Source organism: Chitinibacter bivalviorum, assembly GCF_013403565.1.
Classification (GTDB): domain Bacteria; phylum Pseudomonadota; class Gammaproteobacteria; order Burkholderiales; family Chitinibacteraceae; genus Chitinibacter; species Chitinibacter bivalviorum.
The window spans coordinates 3,463,560-3,487,255 of the sequence record NZ_CP058627.1; the positions used below are offsets into that span (position 1 = coordinate 3,463,560).

The following is a 23,696-nucleotide window of genomic DNA, read 5'->3' on the forward strand; positions in this document are numbered from 1 at the left end:
AGTCAATCAGGGCGCGTTGCGTCTTCTAATCGCGTTAACCACCGTATGGCATAGGTTTGGCTGTCGCCACACATTTCAATATGGGGCTGTAATCCAGCGCAGACAGCTGGGCGATCAGGGTGCAGAAAAATTTTACAGCGTAATTGTTCATCCAGCTGTACACAAGGCACACCCGCTGGTTTGCCCTTGGGCATGCCAGGGATCGGGCTGGAGATAGAAGGGGCGGTGCAGCAGGCGCCGCAGTGTGATCTACATTGCATACGCCATTATACCTGATCCAGAATTTCATCCTGTTATCGACAAACCGTGCGTTGTAAGGTTCAGTTTGGTACATTGTGAAAACGCTGCATTTGTCGCTGGCTGAGCAAAAAATATAACAAAGGATGGAGTCGAAATATGAATCAAATCAGTCGCCCGCTGTTGCTGGCCATGGTGCTCTTGGTCTGTTCTGGCTTGAGTTGGTCACAAGCTACGCAGCCACTGCTGAGTGAATCGTTCGAGGCGGGCCAGTCTTTGCCCAATGGCTGGACGCTGCAAACATGGCAGCCCGATGTATCGCGCGCCGAAGTGCAGGCCGGAGCTGCGGCAGATGGCCAGCAGATGCTGCATATCAACAGCAGTAAACCCAATCACGCGCGCGTGAATTACACCGTGCCGGTGCAAGCCAATCAGATCTACCTCTTGCAAGCCAAAGTAAAAGCACGCGGCGCCAATGCCGATAAATTGGCCGCGGTGATCGGCGTTGAAGGTGTGTATGACGCGAGTGAAACTGTGCGCGATGATCAGCAATGGCAGTTGCGTGAGCTGTATATCAAGAGCAACGATGCCGAATCGATGACTTTGCTGTTTGGGCTGGGCCATTTTGGCAATGAAAACCAAGGTGATGCTTGGTTTGACGCAATCTCGCTAACGCAAGTTGATGCCATTCCTGCGGGGGCAAAGGTGATCGAATTGCCACGCAAACAAGCCGAGCAAACGCAGCAGGCCAATGCCGCGCCACCCAGTTTAGCGGAAAGTGGTAAAGCTACGCCGTGGTTGACCGTGATCGGTGCCGCGCTGGTGCTGTCGGTATTGATTGTGGCGGGCGCATTTGCCTTGGCTCGACGCCATCAAGGAGCGAATCAATGAGCGAGGTGATTAATCCGCACGCGCCGATTGCTTCGGCGCAGCATATTGCGGTTGTCGATGGCTTACGTGGCTTAGCGATTTTGCTGGTGATTTTGTTTCACTATTGGCAAATCACGTGGTGGGTGATCCCCATTCCTTTGACGGGCGGGCAGCTTAATTTTGAATTTATTCAACACGCTGGCGCTTTGGGTGTTGAGCTATTTTTCTTTTTAAGTGCATTTTGCCTGACTTATCCACACGCCAAATTCATGCAGCAAGGCGGTAGTTTGCCGACTTTGGCGCATTACACCTATCGCCGCGCAATTAAAATTTTGCCGTCGTATTGGCTGGCGATGTTGCTGCTGTTGCTGTTGTGGCCGGATATGTACCCGACCAGCGCCCAGCGCGGTTACTGGACAGACATCCTGATGCATTTGGGTTTTGTGCATAATCTATTTGGTGATACGCACGGCAGCATCAATGGCGTGTTCTGGTCGCTAGGGGTGGAAGTTCAGTTTTATGTGTTCTTCCCGCTGCTGGCTTGGGCATTTCGCCGCAAACCGTGGTGGGTGTTTGGCGCAATGTGCGCCGTGGCCATGCTGTATCGCCACTGGACACGTACGCTGCCAGTGAGTGAATTTGTGCATTTGAATAATCAGCTACCCGGTTTTCTCGATCTGTTTGCCAGCGGGATGTTGAGTGCATATCTGCTGGTTTGGGTGCGCGCGCAGCGGGAAACGCTCGTCGCACAGCTTAAAGCGGGGATGAGCACGATTGTAGTTCTGGCAGTCTTGAGTTTGCTCTTGCTGTTTAATCAGCTGTATCAAGTGCGTTTTGAAGCGAACGCCTACCCCTACTGGCAATCGCTGCACCGTGAGTATTTGAGCTTTATTTTTATTTCACTCACCGTTGCTACCACCTTTGCACATTCGGCGTGTCGCGCGGTGCTGGCCAATCGCGTTTTGGTGTTTTTATCGCTGATTTCCTACAACCTGTACCTGTGGCATCAAGTCGTCGCCCGCATTATCAAAGAGCATGGCTGGTGGACGGCGGCAACGCCTGTACCAACCGATGATCCAACTTGGCAATGGACGATGTTTTTGCTGTCGCTGCTGGTGTCGGTCGCGATGGCGAGTTTGATTACCTACGGCTTTGAGCGCCCCTTATTGCAGCACGGCGTGAAAGGATGCTGGCAACGTGCCAAAGCTAGTTGGCATGGGTATATGAGCAAAGATCAATAGTATTAAGGTCTTGGGCGTGATACGGTGTTGGGTATATTTAATGCCGTATCAGCCTGAGCTTTTCTTCATCAGGGCGACATTGGTGCAAGGGATCTCGCATTCCCAGCCATATTGCTTGGCCAGATATTGCAAGGTGGCGGCGCGATAAAACACCACATGCGTTGGATCACGCCGGTAATGCCAGTTGGCAAAACGCGCATCATCAGTTTGAAAGCAAGTCATGATCGCCAGCCAGCCGCCGGGTTTGAGCATGGCATCCAAGCGGCGAAATTCATCGGCTGGCCGATGAAAATGCTCGGCAACTTCGGTGCAGGTGATGAAATCATATTGTGTGTGTAATACCGACGTATCGGGCGAGAAAAATGGGTCGTACACCGCCATAGTATGACCCGCTTCGCGCAACATGCCGGCCAGCAAAGCGCCTGGCCCGCAGCCAAAATCGAGCCCGCTTTGCGCAGGTGCGAGGCGCGCCAGCAGCGGCGTTGCCACTTTAGCCAGAAAATTGCGGTAACCGGCATCGGCGACATCATTATTATGCAATTGATATTCGGCCAGCTCGCGCTCGTGGCTGGGTCGCGCCGCGGGGTCGAGATAGGTCGCCTGACACGTTTCGCAGCGCCAATAGTCGACGCCGTCGATGTGCATAAATAGATGGGTATGGGCTTGTTCGCAAACAGGACATTTCATTGCGTCAGCATACCTCAAGCTGTATCTGTTTCGTAGCGCTTCATGCGCCAGAGCGCAGAGAAATCGCTGCGCAACGATTTCTCTGCGCGAAGATGTTTTAGTGTTTCAGCCCTTGCCGCGCCAACTCGATTGCGCGCGGCGATGTGGCCAGAATCTGCACGCCATTGGCATCGTAGATCACCGGATAGCTGCGCAGCAGGCTGATAAACTCAGGGTATTCACCGCGCTCAAAATCGCTTAGATAAATGTAATCGACTTTGTACTGGGCGATCAGCGCCGTGCGCTCGCCCGGGCTGCTATAGATGGCTTTTACATCATCATGGCGCTGGCGCGTGTTAAGCCCGTGGAAGAATAAATACGTGTCCGTTCCCACGACAATATTTCGTCCAGTTAGCGCCGCCACCGTGTTGTTGTGATTCGGCGCGGTGACAAACATGGCATCTTTGGGCGTGTTCTGATCGATAAATTGCGCGGCAGCCACATGCGCAGGCGTGTAGGCGGTGTAGCTTGATACCCATTCACGCGCGATGGTGAGTGCGCCAGAAACACAACCAAGGCTCAAGCTCAGCACAATAATGCTCGAGGCCAGCAGCCATTTTTGCTGCCGCAAAAAATAGCGATACAAGCTCACAATCACGCAAGAGGCGGTGATCGTAGCGAAGACATACCAGATGTAAAACAGCTTGTTATTGTCGTAAAGATTGGGCTGGAAAATGAGCACTTCGGCGGTGATGTAAATCAGCAGCGGGCCCAATTGCAGCCATGCCAGATTTTGATCGAGCAAGCCGCCATTTTGTGAGCCCGTTTGTGAATCAGTTTGTGAACCAGTTTGCGGGCCAAAACGCTCGCGCCAGTTACTGCGCGCCAACAGCGCCAAGCCCGCCAGCCACGCGATATAAACGACGCCGATGTTTTTGATGTAGAACCACAGATATGGGTCGATTTTCAGCTCATTAACCCAGTTCAAATGGAAATGCACAAAGCCGCCACCCGCCGTCGCTTGCGGGAAAGTCCAGTACATCAATTGACCAATCGCCAAAATAATCGCTGGCAAGCCATACCAGCACCAATCGATGATCACTTGCCCGAGCTGCGCACGACGTTGGTACAAATCAGTAGCGAGCCAACCCAGTGAAATTAGGCCAATGGCCATGAAAGAGTGGGTATGTATCATTGGCAGTAATCCCACCAATGTTCCTGCGAGGATACCCCAGCCATGTTTGTCTTTGCCCGTGCTGCGGGTAAAGCGCAACAACGCCCACAACGCAAAGAATGCAACCGACCAGCCCGCCATTGTCGTGCGTTGCGGAATAATCATATCGGCGATGACATTCGACCAGCGCACATTCATGGCGTTGTAATTGGTCGGCGTTTTGTAAAACTCGGTCAGAATTTGCGCAAAGGTGTAATCGTGCCAGCCAAAGAAATAGATAAAGCCCAAGCCACCATTGAGGAAGAACAGCAGCGTTGCCAATTGCGTCACGCGGCGATCACGGCTCACTTCGAATGCGAGCAAAATAAAGCTGATGACGATCAGCGTACACATCAACAGCGACGGCAGCAAAATTGCCCAGCGCAGCGAAAAGCCCAATTGATAGAGTGATGATGAAACCAGATTCACTAGGAAGGGGTAGCTCAGGCGTTGCCCCGGCAAAATACTGTATTCGGGTGGGAAAACTTCTTGGCGCGCCAAGGAGGTTACCATGCCCATATGCATTTGTAAATCGCCAAAAGTCGCTTGCCCTACGTCGTAGCCATTGGCCGTTGGCAAAATAATATGCGTGTGCAGTAGGTACGCCATCAGCAAAATCAAAGGCAAGCCTAAGTACAAAATACTGCGCTGCATTTGGCCGTAATCGAGCGTTTCATTGACGGCGAGCGGTTTGGCATAAGCATAAATCGCCCCTGCCAGAGCACAAGAAAGTGCCAAACCCAAGCCTTGAGCGAGCGGGGTAAAGCCAAGCCAAAATGAAAAAACAACGGGCGACCACATCAGGGCGACCGTGCCTAATACCAGCCCAGCCGTTCCTTTAATCCAGCCGCAGTGATGAGCAAAGAGTTTTTGACCGGCATAGCTCCAGGCCGCGAGATGAATGACGAAATACAGCAAGGCAAAAAACATATGCGATCCTACTTAAAACCTAGTCTGGAGTGGTTATTTGGCGCTACTGGCTTGCTCAGAGGCGCTAGGGTGGCGAAATGCCCACCAGCGGCTACCCGCAAAATTCCAGATTAAACCGATGCCGGTGGTGACGATCTGAGCTGGCCAATAGTGGATATGCAATTGGCCAACCAATAGCGCCATTAGCCCGGTGTTGATACCCCAGCCTATCCCGGTGATCGTGTAATACTTAGCCGCAGCTTCGCGATGCGATTTTTGCCCGTGCTGCGCTTTGAAAGTAAAAAAGTAATTCAGCAAATAATTGGCCACCGAGCCCAAGGCATAGCCGACTCCCGATGCGATGGCCGCCTTCATGCCGAGATGTTCAACGCCAAACCAGAGCAATACATATTGGATGGCGGTACCGCATAAGCCGACAGCCGCAAAGGTGAGGAATTGTTTTAATAAATGAGGCATGTTCTTCCTAGTGCTGAGCGTCAGCCAGATGCTCAATAAACCCAGCCACGAGTGAATAAATAAGTGGCCAGTATAAGGCTACTGAACAAAATGGTGTCCACGCATTGTTTCCGCACTTGTCCTTGCCCTGCCCAGAGCGCAGTCAGAATCGCTAACGGAAACAGCACAGACATATAGCGCGGGCCAGAAAGTAGCCAGGTTGGGGAAAAAGAGATCAATAAATAAACCAGCGAATACGCTTGATAGCTCGCAGGTAGGCGATGACGCCCCCACCATAGTAAATAGCAAGCCGCAAAGAAGCAGATGATAGTTGGGAACCAAATCCCAAAAACCATCGAATGGGTATCGGTCAGTACACCCTGAAAAATATTGGCAATATTGTCGGCGAAAAAGCCAAAGCTTTGCGACCAATTTTGTTGCTGGGCAATTTTAAATTGGAATGGATTACCAAAAATAGTCCAATTCAAAAATAAATAGCCAGCAAAACCTGAAGCGGTAGCGAGAATAGCAAAAATACGGTTCTTTAATGGTACAGAATTTCTTTGCAGATAGGCCTCAATCAGTATTGGAACGAGCAGCAAAATGCCTTGGTTACGAGTGATGGCCGCTAAGCCACCAAATACACCTGCCCATAGCCACTTTTCTGAGCGTAGAAACCAAAAGCAGCTAACCGTAGTTAGCAGAAAAAGGCTTTCCGTATAAGCCGTGCCATAAAACATCGAGAAAGGAAAAATCGCGAGATATTTGACACTACCCAGAGCGATCGTACTATCACCAAACTCTTTATCGACCAGTTTAAATAGCACCCAAGAAGCAATTAAATAGCAGGCTAGCGAAGCAATAATAGCCGAAGTGAAAATATCATTAATGAGTAAGAAGTTTGTGGCGTGGACAAGCCATGGGTACAGAGGGTAAAAAACAATATGCAGTGGATTTTGTGCTGGAGGGCTATATCCGACTTCAGCAAGGGATAAATAATGTGGGGCATCCCATTTATTCCAAATGTCATCAAAACTGAGCCAAAAACTAATGTAATGGCCACTTTCGCCTTGTGCGCTCATTTGAAACAGCCATGCGGCTAAATAAATGGCAATTCGAATTGAAATGCAAAGCAGAATTACGCTCAATACGCGTTCTTGTGTTTTAGATAGCGTCCAAGATACCTTGGGTTTTAAGCCCGATAGTGAGCTGGAAAGTAGGCGTAAATACGCTTTGCTATGGGGGCTAAGTAGCCCAGTTTCTTTGCCAAGGCTAATTGCAATACTTAGACTCAAGGCTAGAAAAAATAAAAAGGCAATGGCGAGAATAATGGCATGAAACATATTGTCTTTACTCGTTAATTAGTCTGGCAATCGCTTTTGCTCAGCGCGGCATTGCCTGATCGTATTTTGCATACGCTTCGTCGCTTTGCGCTTGGCCGTAAAACATTTGCCTGTTTAATTTGGGCGAAAAAAATCCAGCGAGTTGCTCGCTGGATTTTGGGGCTACTCTTCGCTGGGGAAGCCTAAACGATCTTGCACAATATACAGTGGGCGGCGCTTGATCTCGTTGTAAGTACGGCCAACATACTCACCCAAGATGCCGATGCAAAGGAGTTGCACCCCACCGAGGAACAAGATCGCGATCATGATCTCGGCCCAGCCGGGCACCCAGTTGTCGGTCGTTAAACGAACGACCAAGGTATTGATAATGCCAACTAGTGCAAAAAATGAGGCGATCAGACCCAGCGTAATCGACAACTGCAAAGGCTTGGTCGAAAACGACATAATGCCATCGGTGGCAAAGCGCACCATTTTGCGCAGCGGATATTTGCTCTCGCCCGCAAACCGCTCGGCACGGCGATAAGGCAGGGCAACTTGTTTGAAGCCGACCCAGCTCACCATGCCGCGAATAAAGCGATCACGCTCGGGCATGGATTTGATCACATCAACCACTTTGCGATCCATCAGACGGAAGTCGCCGGTATCAAGCGGGATTGGCACATCAGAGAGGCGATTGAGGACGCGATAGAAAGCCCGTGCCGTTACCAATTTAAACGCCGACTCGCCTGGGCGATCAACGCGAGTGCCGTACACCACGTGGTAGCCATTACGCCACAGCGCGATCATTTCGCTAATCACTTCGGGCGGGTCTTGCAGATCGGCGTCAATCAGTACGACAGCATCACCGCTGGCGGCATCAATGCCTGCTGTCACTGCGGTTTGATGGCCAAAATTGCGGGCAAAACCCACTACGCGAATTTCAGGATTGGCCTGTTGCGCCGCAGTGAGTAATTCGCGTGTGCGATCTTTGCTGCCATCGTCGACAAAAATGAATTCAACATCCATGTCGGTGACGGTGGCGCGAAATTCGCCTAAGCGTTTGAGCGTTTCGCCGATGACTTCTTCTTCGTTGTAACACGGGATCACTACTGAAAGTAGTTGTTGCATTGTCTCATCCTCCACGCGCTCTGTTGGCGCCAAGCACTGGGCTTGTTTTTGTAGTTGGTTTTTTTGGTGTTACAAAACTGATTGGGCTCAACCTTACATCATCAGCCTTGGCTTGAAAACCCCATCGCTAATGCTTTGTGGGCTAGCTCTCGATAAATGGTATTGCAGCTGCAAAATGACTGACTCAAATACGCGACAAAGCTAGGAAAATAAACGGTTTAGAGAATGCTGATATTATTTTTAATATGCTGCATTGCAATAATTGCGCTAAGCCGCAGCCTGGTTGAATTTGTAAGAAATCAAGCCCCGTGAGATGGATTACATTATTGCAGTTGCGATAGGGCAAACTGACGTCAGGCGCTAGTCGTAAGGTTGTAGAGCCGCTATAGTGCTCGCTTCCCTGAGTGGTTGATTGAGTTCAAAAAATGTCGAGTTCTACGCTGCGATTTTTCTGGTCCAAGATTGTTTTGGCCTGTTGTTATTGTCTATTGTTGCTGACTGCGCCTGTGTTTGCGGCCGAGCAACTCGCGCGTAATGCTGGCGTTGAGGAAACGAGCCCGTCTGGTGGGGCAGCAGGTTGGACCTTTGATCACTGGACGCAAGGCGAGCCACAAAGTACAGCTGGCCGCGACGAAACAGTATTTCACTCGGGAAAATCATCGCTCAAGATGACTTTGGCGCAAGGCGATGATGGCAAGCTGACGCAGGCCATTGCCGTCAAACCCGATACTTGGTATCGCGTTGCGGCTTGGGTCAAGACGCACGGTATTCCTGCGGATGCAAAAGTAGGGGCGAATCTGAGCATCGTTGATGCGATGGATACTTCGGCCGATCTAAAGGGTGACAATGATTGGCAGGAAATTGTGGCTTGGGGAAAAACTGGTCCCGAGCAAAAAGAAATCAAAGTCGCTTTACGCTTGGGCTTTTATGGCAGCTTAACGACGGGTACTGCGTGGTTTGACGACATTTCAGTGACCGAAGCTGAGCCGGGTGCTGGCGCCAAAGTGATTAGTTTTACCCCACCACCGGCAGCGCCCGCGGCGGTGAGTGAAACGCCATCGAGTGGCACAGCAGCCGCAGCTTGGGCTTGGATTGCGACATTGGGCTATGTTGGCTTGGCATGGTTGTGCATTCGTCAGCGCGCCAGCTTGAATCAGCGTTTTGGTGCCATTGTCGAGGGTTTGTCTCCGCTAACAGCAACAGGGCCGACTTTGGGCTTGGTGCTGCTTGTCGTCTTAGTGAAGGCCTATTGGGCAGGTGCCTATATGGGGCACTCGTATGATATTGGCACTTTCAGCGCCTGGGCGATGGATATGTACCAGCGAGGTTTTGCTGGTTTTTATCGCCCAGATTACTTTGCCGATTACCCGCCTGGTTATATCACGGTGCTGTGGCTGGTTGGCGCACTTTCTAATTGGCTGCATCTACCCTACGGCACGCCGGGCTTTTTAACGCTGCTGAAAATGCCATCGATGTTGGCTGATATTGCCGGTGTCGTTTTCCTGCTGAGCTTAGGGCGAAAAGACGCTCAGACCCGAGTCCTGGCCTTGATGACCGCGCTGCTGTGGTTGCTGAATCCCTTGGCGATTATTACTTCTTCGTTCTGGGGGCAGGTCGATAGCATTTTCACGCTGATCTTGGCTGCTTCTTTGCTGATGCTTGAGCGTCGTCGTGTCGTGCTGGCGGCTAGCTTGTACGCCATTGCGGTGCTATTTAAGCCGCAAGCCTTGCTCGTAGGCCCGATTGCGTTGATTGCTTTGCTCTCCTTGCGCGATTTGCCTTTGCAATTAAAAGCCGTTGGCGCGGCAGTGGCGACGTTCTTTGTTTTGTCTTTGCCATTTACGATTTCGCGTGAACCGCTGTGGATTTTCAGCCTGTATGGCGGCACCTTGGCTAGTTATAACTACTTAACGATTAATGCATTCAATTTATATGCCTTATTCAATGCCAATTGGTTGCCCAATGAAACGCTATTGCTGGGCGTACAGGTCGGCACATGGGCTTGGGTGCTGACCTTAACTGCCTTGGGCGCTGTGGTATATGGCGTGATTAAGGGGCAAGGTACTGGGCGATATTTATTCGGCGCTTTTGCGATTTACCTGCTGTTCTTTGTGCTTGGCCCCAAAATGCACGAGCGCTATTTATTCCCTGCCGCCTTTGTTGGTTTGACGGCTTTTGTCGTCATTGGCGATAAACGCGTGTTGTGGCTGGCGATTGGCGCAAGTTTGACCACTTTCCTCAATACACTGGTGACGTTGGATATTCTGACTCGCCTTAATAGTACCGGTGTACCGAACGGCAATTTCTTTATGATTGCCTGCTCGCTAGTGAATGTATTTTTACTGATTCAAACCTTGCGTACAGGTTATGACCTGTTTTTGCGCGGCAATGTTGTCGCTTTACCTGAAGTCAAAGCCATTGAACCCGTCCAACCTAGCGGTGAATATGTCGCCCCTGTGATCGCGGTTGAAGCCCCGATCGCCAAAGTGAGCCGCCGTGCTTGGATGGCGCTGGCGGGGATTTGCGCAATTTATAGTGTGGCCGCCTTTACCTATTTGGGTAATGGTCAGTCACCACAAAAATTCTGGAATCCCCCCGCAGCAGGTGAGTGGGCGGTCTTCGATTTGGGCGCCGTTCAGCAAGTCGGTCAGCTGCAATACCATCATGGCTTGGGGCAGGGCGAGTACGCTGTGCAATGGTCTGCGGATGGGCAAAATTGGGTGGCTGGTAAGGGCATCATTGTTGATAACCGTTTTGCCGAGTTTCGCTGGCGCAAGCTCGATGTGAAGCTGCCTGCACGTTATTTGAAAATCGGTTTGAGCACTGGTTCGCTGCAAATGAATGAAATTGCGCTGCGTGGTGCACAGGATGAAGTCATCGCGCTTAAATTAAGCAGCGGCCCCAATGATGCGACCGCTTTGATTGATGAACAGGATAAAACGGTCGCCATTTCGACCGCGTTTAACGGCATGTATTTTGACGAGGTTTATCACGCGCGTAGTGCGTGGGAAATCTTGCAAGGAATCGACGCCACTGAAAACACGCACCCACCGCTCGGTAAAATCATTATTGCCTTGGGTGTGGCAATATTTGGCATGAATCCGTTTGGTTTCCGCTTCATGGGCGTGACCTTTGGTATTTTGATGTTGCCAGTGTTCTTTGGCCTGTCGCGTCGATTATTCCGTTCGGAAAACTTCGCTTTGCTGGCGACCGCCTTGTTGGCGCTCGATTTCATGCATTTTACGCAGACCCGCATTGCCACGATTGATACTTATGGCGTGTTCTTTATTCTGGCGAGCTCTTATTGGATGTTGCGTTGGATGCAGCAAGAGCCAGCAACACAAGATTGGAAAACCGATATTAAATCGCTGCTGCTGTGTGGTTTGATGTTTGGTTTGGGTGCCGCCAGTAAATGGATTGTGCTTTATCACGGTGTTGGGCTGGCGGGTCTTTACTGCTGGAATCTGTGGCGTCAGGCCAAAGTCGCGCAAGCTCTGCCTCCGAAATTACCCGGCCAACGTGGCTATGGCGATTGGGTCACGCAAAGCGTGATGTGGTCTGTGCTGGCCTTTATTGTGATTCCGGCGCTGATTTATACCGCTGCGTATATTCCGTTGATGAAGGCGACGGGGCAGGGAATCGCGGGGATGTTGGCCAATCAAACGGGTATGTATCAATACCATAGTCAGCTGAAAGCCACGCATCCGTTTAGCTCGTTCTGGTATCAATGGCCGACGATGGCCAAGCCGATGTGGTATTACTCCGGCTCAGAATGGACTGGCCCGCTGAAGGTTTCGTCGATTAGCGCATTTGGCAATCCTGTGACGTGGTATCTGGGGACATTGGCTTTCTTGGTTGCGATCGGCTGGCGACTTTATATGGCATGGGCAATGGCGAGCTCAAAAGCAGTGTTTCAGCGCTTTGCCATTACGCAAAGCCAGCTTTTTGCCTTGAGTTTTATTTTGGCTGCCGGTTTAACGCAATTTCTGCCTTGGGCGCTGATTCCGCGCAAATTGGTCTTTATTTATCATTTCTTTGCTTCGGTGCCGTTTATTATTCTGGCCTTAGTGTGGGGCGTGCAACGCTTGCAATTGGATAATCCGCAACGCGTCTGGGCGAAATATTTGCCTTGGGGTGTGCTTGCCGTTGCGGCGGCCTTGTTTATTGCCTACTTCCCGGTGATTAGTGGCTATCCTGTGCCGCGCGGCTGGGTGGAGTTTATTAGCAAAGGCCCGATCACTTTGTATTTCTAATTGCATCTGCTCAATACAAAAAAGGCCGATCTTAGATCGGCCTTTTTTATTGGGTATTGCCCCAAAGAGCAATTCAGATAAGGTATTGATAGCAATACCTATGTTAATTAGCCAAATAGTTTGCCTTTGAGCAGATCTAGGCCGGCGCTAAGCAAATCGCTATTACCACCCGCAGCCACTTCACCATTTGGCGTGAGGCCATCGATTAATTGCGGCAGCAAGGTTGACAATGTGCCTGCCGCTTGCTGTGGGTCAACGCCAAATTGCGATGCAATATTGGCAACGGTTTCATTGCCCAAAACGGATTGAATCTGCTCGGCAGAGATGGGTAAATTGTCACCCGTTGAAACCCAAGACTGCGCTACTTCGCCCAATCCGCCATTCTGAAGCTTCTCCAGCAAGCCAGAAACGCCGCCTTGTGATTCAAGCAAGCCAGACAGAGCGCTGCTTTGATCACCGCCAAGTACTTGTGATGCCAAGGTGTCGAGTAAACTCATAGTGTAAAGCTCCAAAGATAAAATTAGCGGGTAAAAACTAGCCTAGCTTGCAGGCATACTGTGACAGCAGTACATAATATAAATTAACTTTGTCCGTTTGATGTCATTTTTAAGTATTTTATTTTGAATGCACTGTCAGCTTTGTTGGATACGCTTTGTGCAGTATCTTAGGGGAAAGCAGCAGATCAATGGCATCTATTGGTATACGCTGGGTGGGTATATAAGTTAATGCTAATTCCATAGCAGCTCTGTAGGGGCTGTTCTACACTAAATAAAAACATAACTGCAGCTCGCTATGATCAAAAAAATCCCTTCCGAAGCTATCCGTCCCGGCATGTATATCCACGATCTGAACGTCGATTGGATGAATCATCCCTTTGTACGCAATCAATTTGTGATCGAGGGCGATGAGGCGATTGCGAAAATCATCGCGACGGGCGTGCGCGAGGTGTATATCGATACGGCACGCGGTTTGGATATGGCCGACGCCCCGACGGTGGAAGAGGTCAATGCCGAGCTGGATGCGCAGCTCCTCAAAATGGCAGAAGAGCCCTCGCCGATTATCAAAGTGTCATTTGCCGAAGAAATGACCCGCGCGCGCAAAATCCATAGCCAAGCCAGCAATGCAGTGCGTACCGTAATGCGGGATATTCGTTTGGGGCAGGCGATTCACCTGGAAGGGGTGGCGCAAGTTGTGGAGGACATCACCGATTCGGTGCTGCGCAACAGCGGAGCGCTAGTGGGCTTGAGTGGGATTAAAAACAAGGACGAATACACCTTTCTGCATTCGGTCAGCGTCTGTACCTTGATGGTGACGTTTGCCCAATCTTTGGGCTTAGATCGAGATTTAATTCGACTGGCGGGTACGGGGGGCTTATTGCACGACACGGGCAAGATGAAAGTGCCGAATGAAATTCTCAATAAACCCGGCCGACTGACCGAAGCCGAGTTCGCCATTATGCAAAGCCACCCCGAAGCGGGCTGGCAGATCTTGAAAGACATTGATGGGATGGAAGATATTCCGCTGGATATCACGCTGCATCATCACGAGCGAATGGACGGAACAGGTTATCCACACAAATTACCTGGTGATCAAATTAGCCGTATGGCGCAGATGGCCGCTGTAGTTGATGTCTATGACGCGATTACTTCCGATCGTTGTTACCACAAAGGTATGCCGGCGCCAGAAGGATTGCGCAAATTGTGGGAGTGGAGCAAGTTTCACTTTAACCCCGAATTAGTGCAGGCCTTTATGCGCACCGTGGGGATTTATCCGGTGGGCACCTTGGTGCGATTGGAATCTGGCCGACTGGCCGTCGTCATTGATCAAAACGACGCAGCGATGTTGCAACCCAAGGTCAAAGTCATTTTTAGTACTAAATCCAATACCTATATTACGCCGCAAGTGGTTGATCTGGCGCGCCCAATGGGTAAGGGTGGTGCAGATAAAATCGTCGGGCATGAAAACCCAGAAAAATGGCAGATCAGTGTCGCCCGCTTCTTGTTTGAAGCCAGTTAATCGGTGACTGCTACGCTAAGTTTGGTTAATTTATCTTGCAGTATTTTTAGATTTTAAGTCGCAATATCGGGAGAGAGAATCATGTTTGCCGCCGCGGAATTGGGCCATGTGCTCGATAAAGAACAATACAAAATCGCCGCAGACCAATTGCGACAGCAGCTTCTTACGATTCAGTATCAGCTCAAAGATCGAGCAGACTTTCCGGTGGTGATTCTATTGGGGGGCGTGCCAACTGCAGGCCGTGGGCAGGTTGCTAATTTATTGCTGGAATGGATGGACCCGCGGCTGATTGCGACCCATGCATTTTCCGCGCCAAATGATGAAGAACGTGCCCGCCCTCCTTACTGGCGTTATTGGCGTGTACTGCCGCCGAAAGGAAAAATGGCCATTTTGTTTGGCGGTTGGTACAGCGGGCCGATGTGGGATCAGCTCACCTCGCAACCCGATTCCGTGCAGTATGAGCACGAGCTGGGCAAGATTATCCGGCTTGAAACCATGCTGGCCGATGAGGGCGCTTTGGTACTGAAGTTCTGGCTGCATCTGCCCAAAGAGCAGCTGAAAAAACGTCTGAAAAAATACGCCAATGATCCGCTTACTTCATGGCGTTTTGACGAAACCGATTTGTGGTTTTTAGATCATTACGATGAAGTGATGGCTTCGCAGCAGGATTTGTTGCAAAGAACCAATCTCGCCGATGCGCCATGGCGAGTGATTGAAAGTAGCGATGAGCGCTATCGCGATATTGCCGTTGGTACGCATATTCTTGAAGCCATTACGCATCATATGGAACGCACCTCGGTGCGCCAAAAACGAGTCAATGCCGCGCCGCTTATGCCATCGATTGACGGTGTCCGTTTGCTCGATCGCTTGCCACTTGACGCCGATCTGAGCAAAGAAAGTTATAACGAACAGCTTGAAGAATTGCAGGGACGATTGAATGGTTTGACCCGGCATCCCGATTTTAAAAAATACTCGGTGGTGTGTGTTTTTGAAGGCATGGATGCCGCAGGGAAGGGCGGAGCGATTCGACGCATTACCGCCGCGCTCGATGCGCGGCAATATCGGACGATCCCGATTGCTGCGCCTACCGAAGAAGAGCGTGCGCAGCCCTATTTATGGCGCTTCTGGCGTCATATTCCACCGCACGGACAAATTACTTTATTTGATCGCTCTTGGTATGGCCGAGTCTTGGTCGAGCGGGTGGAAGACTTTGCCAGTCGTGCCGACTGGATGCGCGCCTACGGCGAAATCAACGATTTCGAAGCGCAGATTAGTTTGGCGAACGTGATCGTTGTGAAATTCTGGCTGGCCATCAGTAGTGAAGAGCAATTGCGCCGCTTCAAAGAGCGTGAAGAAATTGAATACAAACGTTTCAAGATCACCGATGAAGATTGGCGCAATCGCGAAAAATGGGATGCCTACATTGAGGCGGGCAGCGATTTGATTGAGCGTACCAGTACCGCCATTGCGCCCTGGCATATGGTCGGTGCAAATAATAAGTATTATGCACGCCTCGAAGTTTTGCGCCATTTATGCGAGCGTATCGAGGCGGCGCTAGGCCCGCAAAAGGCTGGCAAAAAACGCAAAGCCACCTAAGCGGCTAATCCAATGCACACCTTGCATGGATAAATGTCCGCAAGCACAGCTTCAACGGTAAAATAGCGGCCATTAAAGGAGAATGGCGTGGCGGATTGGAGCATCTGGAAAACCTTGGAGGATTGGCGGAGCAAGCGGCATGAGCTTGATCCGATCTTTGCTCGCGCAGGGGTCGCTCCAGAGTTGGAATCTTTAGCCAATCGCCTTGCGACCGATTTGCGTCGAGCGCCACCGACTCGCCCTTTGTTGTCGGGTGATCCGGATATAGATGATCGCGAAATGGCGGGCTACTTCGAAGCCTATTACCGCCATTTTGACGATGCGCTCTATAAGGCGGAAAGTCTGGTGCGTATGCCATGGGTGCCCGAAGCAGCACCGACTGGGCGCGCGGTTTTGGCTGAGGTCGAGCGCATTCGCAAAGAAATGCGCACCCATCCGGGGACGCACCCGCCATTTGAGCCGCTCGATCAGCTGATTCAGCAATATATTCGCTTAGATGACCCTGATCTAAAAATTTCCCCCGAGCTGATGAATGGGCGGCGCCAGACTTTAATCGAGGTGGCGGGCTATCCCTTGACCGTGCAGCATTCCATCAAAGACCCGTATGACAACACGGTGCCAGCCATTTCCAGTGAAGAATTTCGTCTGCAATTGCACGAAAAAATGCGCCAGTATTTGGAGCAAGATTGGCTGCACTGCCGTGTGGTAACGCAATGGTATGTTAGCTTGGCGCTTGATGCGGCGCTCGCCCGTAAAAAGCGCGATGCTGGCGATGACGAGCGGATTCGGGCGATGCTCACTCGGCGCTGGCCAACCTTATCGGTGATCGTGCCGGATTTAGAGCATATCGATCAGATTTGGTATTTGATGCTGGCTTTGGCGGCAATTGGGTCACTGTTAGCCGAAATTTGGTGGCTTGCCATTCCGCTGATTATTTGGCTGAATTTATCGGTCGGTGGGCATCGACGCGAGCGCAAAGAAATGGAAGTGCGTCGCGCACAGCTTGCCTCGCGGGCGCAGAGTTTGAAAACAGTGCGCGACCGATTTGCGCACAATCAGCTGACCTTGGAGCGTATTTCTCCCATGCTGCGTCAGCTCGACGAAAAAGGCGAATACTTTGATGACCACGTATTCGCCTTACTCAATCTCCATCAGTTTGCTACCTAGTATGTATATGCATCAAGACCTTTAATTAATTGCTCTGTAGTAATATACCCCTAGGGTTGAATCGTGCCATCAATCAGCATAATGAGTTGACCGCTCTGCATCGCTGTCCAGTTTTCATTGTCGGTGAGGGGTTCCGTCGCAATCATGGCGACACGATCGCTGGGCTGAGTTTCCCGCGAAAAATCCACGGCTAAGTCGGTATCGCTCAGATGTGCGTGGCAAAATGGCGCCTGACGCACCAAATAATGCAATTTGGTGCTGCAATGAGCAAACATCACCTGCCCATTCGAGAGTAGAAAATTAAAAGTGCCGTGCTGCGCTAGCGTGCTACTCAGTTCCTTCAAGGTATCGCGCAGAGCCGCAAAGCTGGGCGGCGATTGAAAACGCTCGGCTAGTTGGTTCAATATCCAGCAATATGCATGCTCGCTATCTGTGCTACCGACGGGCAGAAATCGTCCTTGCTCTAAGGACGGCAAGTCGCTGAGATTGCCATTGTGCGCAAAAATCCAATACTGCCCCCATAACTCACGGCCAAAGGGGTGGGTGTTGGCCAGATTAATTTGCCCTTGCGTCGCCTTGCGAATATGCGCGATGACATTGGTGCTTTTAATCGGATAGGCGCGGACCAGATCAGCCACTGGGCTGGAAATTGACGGGAGATAATCGAGAAAAAGTCGACAACCTTCACCTTCAAAAAACGCAATCCCCCAGCCGTCAGAGTGCTCGTCGGTTAAGCCGCCGCGACGACGAAAGCCTTCAAATGAAAAAATAATATCCGTCGGGGTATTGCAGTTCATGCCGAGTAGTTGGCACATTGTCATTAACCTATTGTTTTTTAATGATATTGGCGTAAAATAAAACTGTATTAAGTTCGCTTCTCCGTGGAGAAATTGCTCCGTTTAGGGAGGGCTGCGATCGTGCTTAATAGTGTATCTGACCGCAATGGTTTTTTCTCGCGTCAAAATGGCGTTGGGGCGATTTATGGTCAAAATACAGCGACCCCTTCTGCTGGCCTGTCGAGCGATGATATTTATCGCATTGGGTCGATGAGTGCGATTAATCGCGTCGGCGGTTCCAATTTGCAACTGAGCAATTTGAATGCTATCAGTGCCGCCCCCAACGAATTCCTGCAAAAACGCTTCAGCAGCTCAACGGTAACCTTATCCGCGCCAGCGCAGGTGCAATCGTCGTTATCTACATTGGATACGACGCTTAAATCATTCTCCCTTCCTGCAGTGCGCAATCCACTTAAAACAAGCCAATCGCAGGCTGAAATCGCAACTGCCAAAGCGCTGTCAGGTGGGGATGCGCTCGCCGCACAGACGATTGAGGTTAAGCAGTTGGCCCAAGGGCAAATTAGTCAGACTAAGGCCTTAGCCAGTAAGGATGATCTTTTGGGGAAAGGGAGTTTGACAATCCGTTTTGGCGCGATCAATGATCAGCTCAATCAAGCTCAGGGTGGTAAAACGCTGCAAGTACAAATCGACTCGACCGAGACCTTGGGTGATCTTGCGCGAAAAATCGAAAACGCCCAGCCCAGCCTCAGGGCTGCGGTGGTCGTAGATACGCAGGGCGCGCGTTTGCAATTAGAAAATACCAACACGGGTGCGGAGCAAGCCTTCACCCTGATCGCGCAGGAAGATAGTGGTGGGACAAGTACCAATTTGTCGCGCTTGTCGCTCGACGCTGCTGCGGCGACGTCGGGTTTGCGTGTGGCGCTAGATGCCAAGGTCAGTATTGCTGGGCGTGAAGTGCAAAGCGCGAGTAATACGTTGAGTGACACTGCAAGTAATGTGCAACTCGAGCTGAAAAGCGTTGGGCAGGCTAGCATTGGGCTTGAGCGCGATGACAAAGCGCTCGCTGCAAATTTTAAGCATCTCATTGCCGGGATCAATGAACTGAAAACGCAGTTGCAGGCGGTTGATGCGGGCCTAGCCAAGAAAACCATTTCTCAGATCGATGAGGTTTTGAATAAGCTTAGCGTCGGGCAAGGGAATGAGAGCTTGTCACTGAATGCGATTGGAATTACCAGCAGTAATGATGGCAAATTGATCGTAAATGAAACACGCTTAAGTCAGCAGGCTTTGGCGCAAGCCGATTCAGTGAATACCTTGTTTAATCGGGCAGTCGATCAGTTGGGGGCGATGACAAGCGCGGGTTTGCAAACGACGTCATTTTTGAATAATCCGGCCCAAGTATTGCGCAATAATGCGGGGTTTACTTACCCAAGGTTTGGCGAGGCATCAACGGCCTTACCTCCGCCCGTATGGTCAGCAAATAATGCGAATAATTGGCGTAATCAGTATGGCATTTCGCAGTATTTGCAGATTTCGCTTTTACGCTAATTGAGATCGTACACAAGAATGACGGACATAAAAAAACCCGCTGATGCGGGTTTTTTTATGAGGGTTGCAACTTCTGAAGTTTACAACTTATTCTGCAGCGGCCAATGCACCTGCGCCGATAAAGAAGCCTACATCTACATGCAAGATCTCACCGGTCATGCCTGAGCACAAATCTGAGAGCAGGAACGCAGTGACGTTACCTACTTCTTCTTGTGTCACATTGCGTTTTGCTGGTGTAGCATCTGCAGCGCCTTTAAGCAGTTTGCCAAAGTTCGCAATGCCTGCTGCTGCCAGTGTTTTGATTGGACCCGCAGAAACGCCGTTAACACGGATTTCTTTGCTGGTGCCCAATGCGGCAGCCATGTAGCGGACATTCGCTTCAAGACTCGCTTTGGCCAGACCCATCACGTTGTAGTTTGGAATCGCACGCTCAGCACCGAGGTAAGACATCGTTACCAAGGAAGCACGCTCATTGAGCATAGGGCGCGCTGCTTTTGCTAAAGCGGCAAAGCTGTATGAGCTAATGTCGTGTGCAATTGCGAAGTTTTCACGCGTCACCGCATCGAGGTAGTCGCCTTTCAAGGCGTCGCGTGGGGCGAAGCCAATCGAGTGAACCAAGCCATCAAACGTTGGCCAATGCGCCGCGAGAGCAGGAAACAGCGCGTCAATTTGCTCGTCGCTCGCCACATCACAGGGCAAAACGATGGTCGAATCAAAGTGAGCAGCTAATTTAGCAACGCGGTCTTTCAAATCTTCACTGACATAGGTGAACGCCAATTCTGCACCTTCACGGTGGCAGGCTTGAGCAATACCATAAGCAATCGAGCGATCCGACAGCAGGCCAGTAATCAAAATCTTCTTATTAGCGAGAAACCCCATGGGGCACAGTCCTCGAATATAAACAATCGGGCGATTATAAGCTTAAAAATCAATTCATGGCATAGGGCAGTGCTAAGTTGTGCAGCAAGGGGCCATTTACATCACCTAAATGCAGCCCATGTTCCAGGCTGGCAATCTGCGCCACCACCAGTAATTCCATGCCGCCTTGCGGTGCTGGTGCTGCCAGCATGATTTTGCCGCTGGCTTGACCGTTCATTTCCGGGCTAAAAACATCGTCTCCAGCTTTGGCGTCGGTTGAATCGACGTGCATTCGATAGGTGCGACGTTTGAGTTTACCCAGGTACTGAGTTCTGGCGACAATCTCTTGGCCGGGATAGCAGCCTTTGGTGAAGCTAATGCCGCCGATGAGCTCCAGATTGGCCATTTGCGGTACAAATTCTTCCTGTGTTGCCGCGGTAATCCACGGCGCGCCAGCTTGGATCTCGCCCAGCCACCAGCATGATGCACCGGCTGGCGTAGCGCCAAGTGCGACCAGTTGTTGCCACACGGCTGCTGCCATTTCTTGCGGGAGTAAAATTTGATAGCGAGCGTTGGCTAAACCAATGATTTGAATTTGATCTTGTGTAATTACGCTCATTTCGCTGGGTATGTTGCCAAAAGCTTTTTCAATAATGGATTTGGCGTGGATACCTGCAAGTCCGATCAGTGCGAGTTCGGGGTTGGCATCGCAGGCCTTGGTTTTACTGCGCATAATAAACATCGCTAAGCGTTTTTGAATCGCAGCTTGAATCTCGCTGGCGACTTGCAATAAATAATCATCGCCGCGACGGATGACCAAAAAACTCGCCTGCATCCGACCTTTCGGAGTTGAGTAGCTAGAGTATTGCACCGCATCGCTGGCAAGCGCGCGAATGTCGCTCGATAACTGGCCTTGCAAAAAGGCTTGGGTTTCTTCGCCACTAAAACGGATTAAGCCAAATTGAGTCAGTGGGATGAGCGCGGCGTTATCTGCATAAGCTTGAAGCTCGGTTTGAGGGTTGCCAAATGAAATGACTGCGCCAGTGTCAGACAAACTGGCGCCAATAGAATCAAGCCAAGACATGGGTGCTTTCCTGAGGGGATCAAATTAAATTGAATATTAACACGCCCCGACTTGCGGGGCGTTGGGGGGAGGGTTATTGCGGTACGGCTTCCGTGTGCGCTTCAGGTTTGTCTTCGACTGGCGTGGGCGCTTCGGATGACGGGCGGTAAGAGCCACCGCTGCGCAACTCTGGTGAGTCGAGCGAGCCAGCCACTTTGAGTTGGTTGCTGACTACGACTGCGCCTGCTGCCAGTTGAGAGGCGATGTTGCCAGACAGCGTGTTATCGCGAATCAGAATCTCGCCGCGTGAGCGAAGCTTGCCTGCATCAAGGGCAAGCGCGCGGAATTGCACGATTTTGCCATTGATGTTGATGCCGCCAGCCAATGTATTGAAGTTGGTTTGCCCGCCACGATTCTGAACCGTTGGGCTTTGCGATTTGAGCGGAGTCACTAGGTCAAAGTTGCTCAACATCCCATCTTGTAAGATAAATCGGCCGACAATTTGAGGTTGCTTGAAGAGAGTGTTGTAGTCAGTGCCTTGATAACGGAAAGTGGCATCTGCATTCATGCGGCCACTGGCGCGGGTGATAGAGCTAAAGACTTTGATTAACGGCTCAGCTTGAATGTTCTTGCCAAATAATTGGCCAGTTAAATTCCAACCCTGATTCCAATTTAATTGCGCATTGCCCGTGACTAAGCCGCCGTAAAGATCTGCGCGGATGTCTGAGATATTGATGCCGTCAGCGTTGGCAGTGCCAATCAGTTTTAAGAATTCAAATTGAATAGGGTGGCCCAGCGGTGAGGCCCAGCCTTTGGCATTAAATTGAACTTTAAACGTGCCCCCATCTGACGGTTGTACTTGTAACTCAGCTCGACCTTGATCACTCGTGACTAACAGGTCATCAATATTGCCGTCGGCTTTGAATCGCAATTGCCCATCGACGGGGCCGATTGTCCCTTTTTCGAGTTTTACGGAGACTTGAGACAAATTAAGTCGATCAATTTTGACCGCGCCGCCTTGGTTAGGGTGTAGCCGATTTGGTATATCTAAGGCAAATGAGCGCGAAAAATCGCCCTGACTTAGTGTGATATCGCGCAGGTGCTCACCCAAATTAAGTATATTGTGAGCGGTTACTGGAATATTGATGGCGCCGATGTGCGCGGTTTCAGGTGAATCGAGCACTACATTGTGAAAGGTGAAAACTGGGGCAGGGCTGTAACTAAAGCTAATATCGCCTATGCTCGCTTTGGTATTTGAAAGCACAGAAAGCTTTGATTCCAAATCGCTTTTGAATAAGCCATAAGGAAAAATTAGGGGGGCCGCGGCAATGATACCGCCAGTGGCGAGAAGGCCAATCAATAAGTTTTTAGACATTGTTTTCGTTTTCGTCGATAAATTTATACGGTTTTTCTTGACTGCAACGCTCGGGGTGACTATTATACGCCCCATACCGATTCCCCGATAGCTCAGTCGGTAGAGCAACGGACTGTTAATCCGTGTGTCCCTGGTTCGAGCCCAGGTCGGGGAGCCAAATAATACCGATTTAAGTTGGTTTGCTAACTTAAACGACTTGATTGAAAGATCAATTCCTCGATAGCTCAGTCGGTAGAGCAACGGACTGTTAATCCGTGTGTCCCTGGTTCGAGCCCAGGTCGAGGAGCCAAATAAAAGGGCTAGCTTATAAGCTAGCCCTTTTTCTTTGTCGCTGCAAATCTAATCTTCTTGATGCTAGGCGCATGTCGCGATTATGCTAAACGGTATATTCCCGTTTTGTTGGAGTCGCGTATGTCAGAGCCTAGCTCTCCTGCCCCATCACCTGAAGTTCATCCTGCTCCTGCACCAGTTAGCTTTTTGCAGCGCTATCGCCTGCATTTGGCGGGCGCAGGTGTTTTGCTATTGGTGGTTTTCTTTTTGCTCATCGGCATTGCCATTGGCATGGCAAAGAAAAATTTCGAAAAGAAATTTTATCTCACTCAGATTGAGAAGCTAAAAGATAGCTTGGCACAGGCCGTCGATCACCGTGAAGAAATGCAAAAAGAAATCACTGACCTCAAAATCGATTTGCGTGCCAAAAAAGATCATGTGAGTGAGCTTGATGAAAAAATCGAAAAACTCGAGGCCAAGCTCAAAAAGTCAGGTGGTGAGGTAGAGCCAGCAACCTCTACGCATGGTGCGAATGTTGCCAGCACAGCTGCTGTTGCAAGTTCAGGCGATCAAGGCGTAGATTATGTGCGTTTGAAAGCGGGCGATTGTGTTGTCGATAGTGGCGCCGCCGCTAATACGGCGAGCAAATGGCGGGAATGTTTAAAGAACGCGAAAAAAACGCCAGAGACAAAACATTAGTTGTGCTCTGGC

At 50.5% G+C, this 23,696-nt stretch carries 19 protein-coding genes and 2 tRNA genes; 10 read left to right on the forward strand and 11 right to left on the reverse strand.

Translation table 11 applies throughout. The annotated features are described in order from the left end of the window. Window positions 1-2: 2 nt before the first annotated feature. Complete coding sequence (locus tag HQ393_RS16330) at window positions 3-260, reverse strand: YkgJ family cysteine cluster protein (RefSeq protein ID WP_179356648.1); 258 nt, start codon at window positions 258-260, stop codon at window positions 3-5. Window positions 261-396: 136 nt separating this feature from the next. On the opposite strand from HQ393_RS16330, the gene HQ393_RS16335 reads away from it, so the two are divergent. Then, window positions 397-1,128, forward strand: coding sequence for a hypothetical protein (locus HQ393_RS16335; RefSeq protein ID WP_179356649.1), 732 nt, complete (start codon window positions 397-399; stop codon window positions 1,126-1,128). Continuing rightward, a complete protein-coding gene (locus HQ393_RS16340) occupies window positions 1,125-2,348 on the forward strand; it encodes an acyltransferase family protein (RefSeq protein ID WP_179356650.1) in 1,224 nt (407 codons plus the stop codon). Before HQ393_RS16335 ends, HQ393_RS16340 begins: the two co-directional genes overlap by 4 nt. A gap of 48 nt (window positions 2,349-2,396) precedes the next feature. Here HQ393_RS16340 and HQ393_RS16345 read toward each other — a convergent pair whose 3' ends face one another. From HQ393_RS16345 to HQ393_RS16365, 5 genes are all read right to left on the reverse strand, one after another. Continuing rightward, window positions 2,397-3,035, reverse strand: a complete 639-nt coding sequence (locus HQ393_RS16345; RefSeq protein ID WP_218871228.1) for a class I SAM-dependent methyltransferase — start codon at window positions 3,033-3,035, stop codon at window positions 2,397-2,399. Window positions 3,036-3,132: 97 nt separating this feature from the next. Further along, the gene (locus HQ393_RS16350) at window positions 3,133-5,157 is read right to left on the reverse strand and encodes a hypothetical protein (RefSeq protein ID WP_179356651.1); all 2,025 of its coding nucleotides are present in this window, start codon (window positions 5,155-5,157) and stop codon (window positions 3,133-3,135) included. Window positions 5,158-5,190: 33 nt separating this feature from the next. After that, on the reverse strand, window positions 5,191-5,613 hold the full coding sequence (locus HQ393_RS16355; RefSeq protein WP_179356652.1) for a GtrA family protein: 423 nt from the start codon (window positions 5,611-5,613) through the stop codon (window positions 5,191-5,193). 32 nt (window positions 5,614-5,645) lie between these two features. Continuing rightward, entirely contained in the window at window positions 5,646-6,674 is a 1,029-nt protein-coding gene (locus HQ393_RS16360) for a glycosyltransferase family 39 protein (RefSeq protein ID WP_179356653.1), read from the reverse strand. A 423-nt stretch (window positions 6,675-7,097) separates the two neighbouring features. Further along, window positions 7,098-8,042: a glycosyltransferase family 2 protein gene (locus HQ393_RS16365; protein ID WP_179356654.1), complete on the reverse strand. Its 945-nt coding sequence runs from the start codon at window positions 8,040-8,042 to the stop codon at window positions 7,098-7,100. Between the two features lie 425 nt (window positions 8,043-8,467). On the opposite strand from HQ393_RS16365, the gene HQ393_RS16370 reads away from it, so the two are divergent. Continuing rightward, window positions 8,468-12,295: a phospholipid carrier-dependent glycosyltransferase gene (locus tag HQ393_RS16370; RefSeq protein WP_179356662.1), complete on the forward strand. Its 3,828-nt coding sequence runs from the start codon at window positions 8,468-8,470 to the stop codon at window positions 12,293-12,295. 107 nt (window positions 12,296-12,402) lie between these two features. Here the strand turns inward: HQ393_RS16370 and HQ393_RS16375 are convergent, their stop codons facing one another. Beyond that, entirely contained in the window at window positions 12,403-12,792 is a 390-nt protein-coding gene (locus tag HQ393_RS16375; protein WP_179356664.1) for a YidB family protein, read from the reverse strand. A 295-nt stretch (window positions 12,793-13,087) separates the two neighbouring features. On the opposite strand from HQ393_RS16375, the gene HQ393_RS16380 reads away from it, so the two are divergent. From HQ393_RS16380 to HQ393_RS16390, 3 genes are all read left to right on the forward strand, one after another. Further along, window positions 13,088-14,311 (forward strand): HD-GYP domain-containing protein, encoded by a 1,224-nt coding sequence (locus HQ393_RS16380; protein WP_179356666.1) that lies wholly within the window; start codon window positions 13,088-13,090, stop codon window positions 14,309-14,311. Between the two features lie 81 nt (window positions 14,312-14,392). Continuing rightward, entirely contained in the window at window positions 14,393-15,907 is a 1,515-nt protein-coding gene (gene pap, locus HQ393_RS16385; protein ID WP_179356668.1) for a polyphosphate:AMP phosphotransferase, read from the forward strand. Between the two features lie 87 nt (window positions 15,908-15,994). Beyond that, the gene (locus tag HQ393_RS16390) at window positions 15,995-17,074 is read left to right on the forward strand and encodes a hypothetical protein (protein ID WP_179356670.1); all 1,080 of its coding nucleotides are present in this window, start codon (window positions 15,995-15,997) and stop codon (window positions 17,072-17,074) included. Between the two features lie 50 nt (window positions 17,075-17,124). Here HQ393_RS16390 and HQ393_RS16395 read toward each other — a convergent pair whose 3' ends face one another. Continuing rightward, window positions 17,125-17,889, reverse strand: coding sequence for a class II glutamine amidotransferase (locus HQ393_RS16395; protein WP_179358550.1), 765 nt, complete (start codon window positions 17,887-17,889; stop codon window positions 17,125-17,127). Window positions 17,890-17,991: 102 nt separating this feature from the next. Here HQ393_RS16395 and fliD point away from each other — a divergent pair, with 102 nt between their 5' ends. Further along, window positions 17,992-19,419, forward strand: a complete 1,428-nt coding sequence (gene fliD, locus HQ393_RS16400) for a flagellar filament capping protein FliD (RefSeq protein WP_179356672.1) — start codon at window positions 17,992-17,994, stop codon at window positions 19,417-19,419. 87 nt (window positions 19,420-19,506) lie between these two features. Here fliD and HQ393_RS16405 read toward each other — a convergent pair whose 3' ends face one another. The 3 genes from HQ393_RS16405 to HQ393_RS16415 all read right to left on the reverse strand — a co-directional run bounded on the left by HQ393_RS16405 (window position 19,507) and on the right by HQ393_RS16415 (window position 22,604). Further along, the gene (locus HQ393_RS16405) at window positions 19,507-20,298 is read right to left on the reverse strand and encodes an enoyl-ACP reductase FabI (protein WP_179356674.1); all 792 of its coding nucleotides are present in this window, start codon (window positions 20,296-20,298) and stop codon (window positions 19,507-19,509) included. A 49-nt stretch (window positions 20,299-20,347) separates the two neighbouring features. Then, window positions 20,348-21,361 (reverse strand): CAF17-like 4Fe-4S cluster assembly/insertion protein YgfZ, encoded by a 1,014-nt coding sequence (ygfZ, locus tag HQ393_RS16410; protein ID WP_179356676.1) that lies wholly within the window; start codon window positions 21,359-21,361, stop codon window positions 20,348-20,350. Between the two features lie 73 nt (window positions 21,362-21,434). Further along, the gene (locus HQ393_RS16415; RefSeq protein WP_179356678.1) at window positions 21,435-22,604 is read right to left on the reverse strand and encodes an AsmA family protein; all 1,170 of its coding nucleotides are present in this window, start codon (window positions 22,602-22,604) and stop codon (window positions 21,435-21,437) included. Window positions 22,605-22,796: 192 nt separating this feature from the next. On the opposite strand from HQ393_RS16415, the gene HQ393_RS16420 reads away from it, so the two are divergent. From HQ393_RS16420 to HQ393_RS16430, 3 genes are all read left to right on the forward strand, one after another. Continuing rightward, a tRNA-Asn gene (locus HQ393_RS16420) sits at window positions 22,797-22,872 on the forward strand. A gap of 56 nt (window positions 22,873-22,928) precedes the next feature. Beyond that, window positions 22,929-23,004: transfer RNA gene (locus HQ393_RS16425), tRNA-Asn, on the forward strand. 122 nt (window positions 23,005-23,126) lie between these two features. Continuing rightward, window positions 23,127-23,684, forward strand: a complete 558-nt coding sequence (locus HQ393_RS16430) for a hypothetical protein (RefSeq protein WP_179356680.1) — start codon at window positions 23,127-23,129, stop codon at window positions 23,682-23,684. Window positions 23,685-23,696 lie beyond the last annotated feature (12 nt).

Bases quoted from the DNA above. Each gene is read 5' to 3' on its own strand.
- HQ393_RS16330 (WP_179356648.1), bottom strand. From the start codon at position 260: ATGCAATGTAGATCACACTGCGGCGCCTGCTGCACCGCCCCTTCTATC.
- HQ393_RS16335 (WP_179356649.1), top strand. From the start codon at position 397: ATGAATCAAATCAGTCGCCCGCTGTTGCTGGCCATGGTGCTCTTGGTC.
- HQ393_RS16340 (WP_179356650.1), top strand. From the start codon at position 1,125: ATGAGCGAGGTGATTAATCCGCACGCGCCGATTGCTTCGGCGCAGCAT.
- HQ393_RS16345 (WP_218871228.1), bottom strand. From the start codon at position 3,035: ATGAAATGTCCTGTTTGCGAACAAGCCCATACCCATCTATTTATGCAC.
- HQ393_RS16350 (WP_179356651.1), bottom strand. From the start codon at position 5,157: ATGTTTTTTGCCTTGCTGTATTTCGTCATTCATCTCGCGGCCTGGAGC.
- HQ393_RS16355 (WP_179356652.1), bottom strand. From the start codon at position 5,613: ATGCCTCATTTATTAAAACAATTCCTCACCTTTGCGGCTGTCGGCTTA.
- HQ393_RS16360 (WP_179356653.1), bottom strand. From the start codon at position 6,674: ATGAGCGCACAAGGCGAAAGTGGCCATTACATTAGTTTTTGGCTCAGT.
- HQ393_RS16365 (WP_179356654.1), bottom strand. From the start codon at position 8,042: ATGCAACAACTACTTTCAGTAGTGATCCCGTGTTACAACGAAGAAGAA.
- HQ393_RS16370 (WP_179356662.1), top strand. From the start codon at position 8,468: ATGTCGAGTTCTACGCTGCGATTTTTCTGGTCCAAGATTGTTTTGGCC.
- HQ393_RS16375 (WP_179356664.1), bottom strand. From the start codon at position 12,792: ATGAGTTTACTCGACACCTTGGCATCACAAGTACTTGGCGGTGATCAA.
- HQ393_RS16380 (WP_179356666.1), top strand. From the start codon at position 13,088: ATGATCAAAAAAATCCCTTCCGAAGCTATCCGTCCCGGCATGTATATC.
- pap (WP_179356668.1), top strand. From the start codon at position 14,393: ATGTTTGCCGCCGCGGAATTGGGCCATGTGCTCGATAAAGAACAATAC.
- HQ393_RS16395 (WP_179358550.1), bottom strand. From the start codon at position 17,889: ATGTGCCAACTACTCGGCATGAACTGCAATACCCCGACGGATATTATT.
- HQ393_RS16405 (WP_179356674.1), bottom strand. From the start codon at position 20,298: ATGGGGTTTCTCGCTAATAAGAAGATTTTGATTACTGGCCTGCTGTCG.
- ygfZ (WP_179356676.1), bottom strand. From the start codon at position 21,361: ATGTCTTGGCTTGATTCTATTGGCGCCAGTTTGTCTGACACTGGCGCA.
- HQ393_RS16430 (WP_179356680.1), top strand. From the start codon at position 23,127: ATGTCAGAGCCTAGCTCTCCTGCCCCATCACCTGAAGTTCATCCTGCT.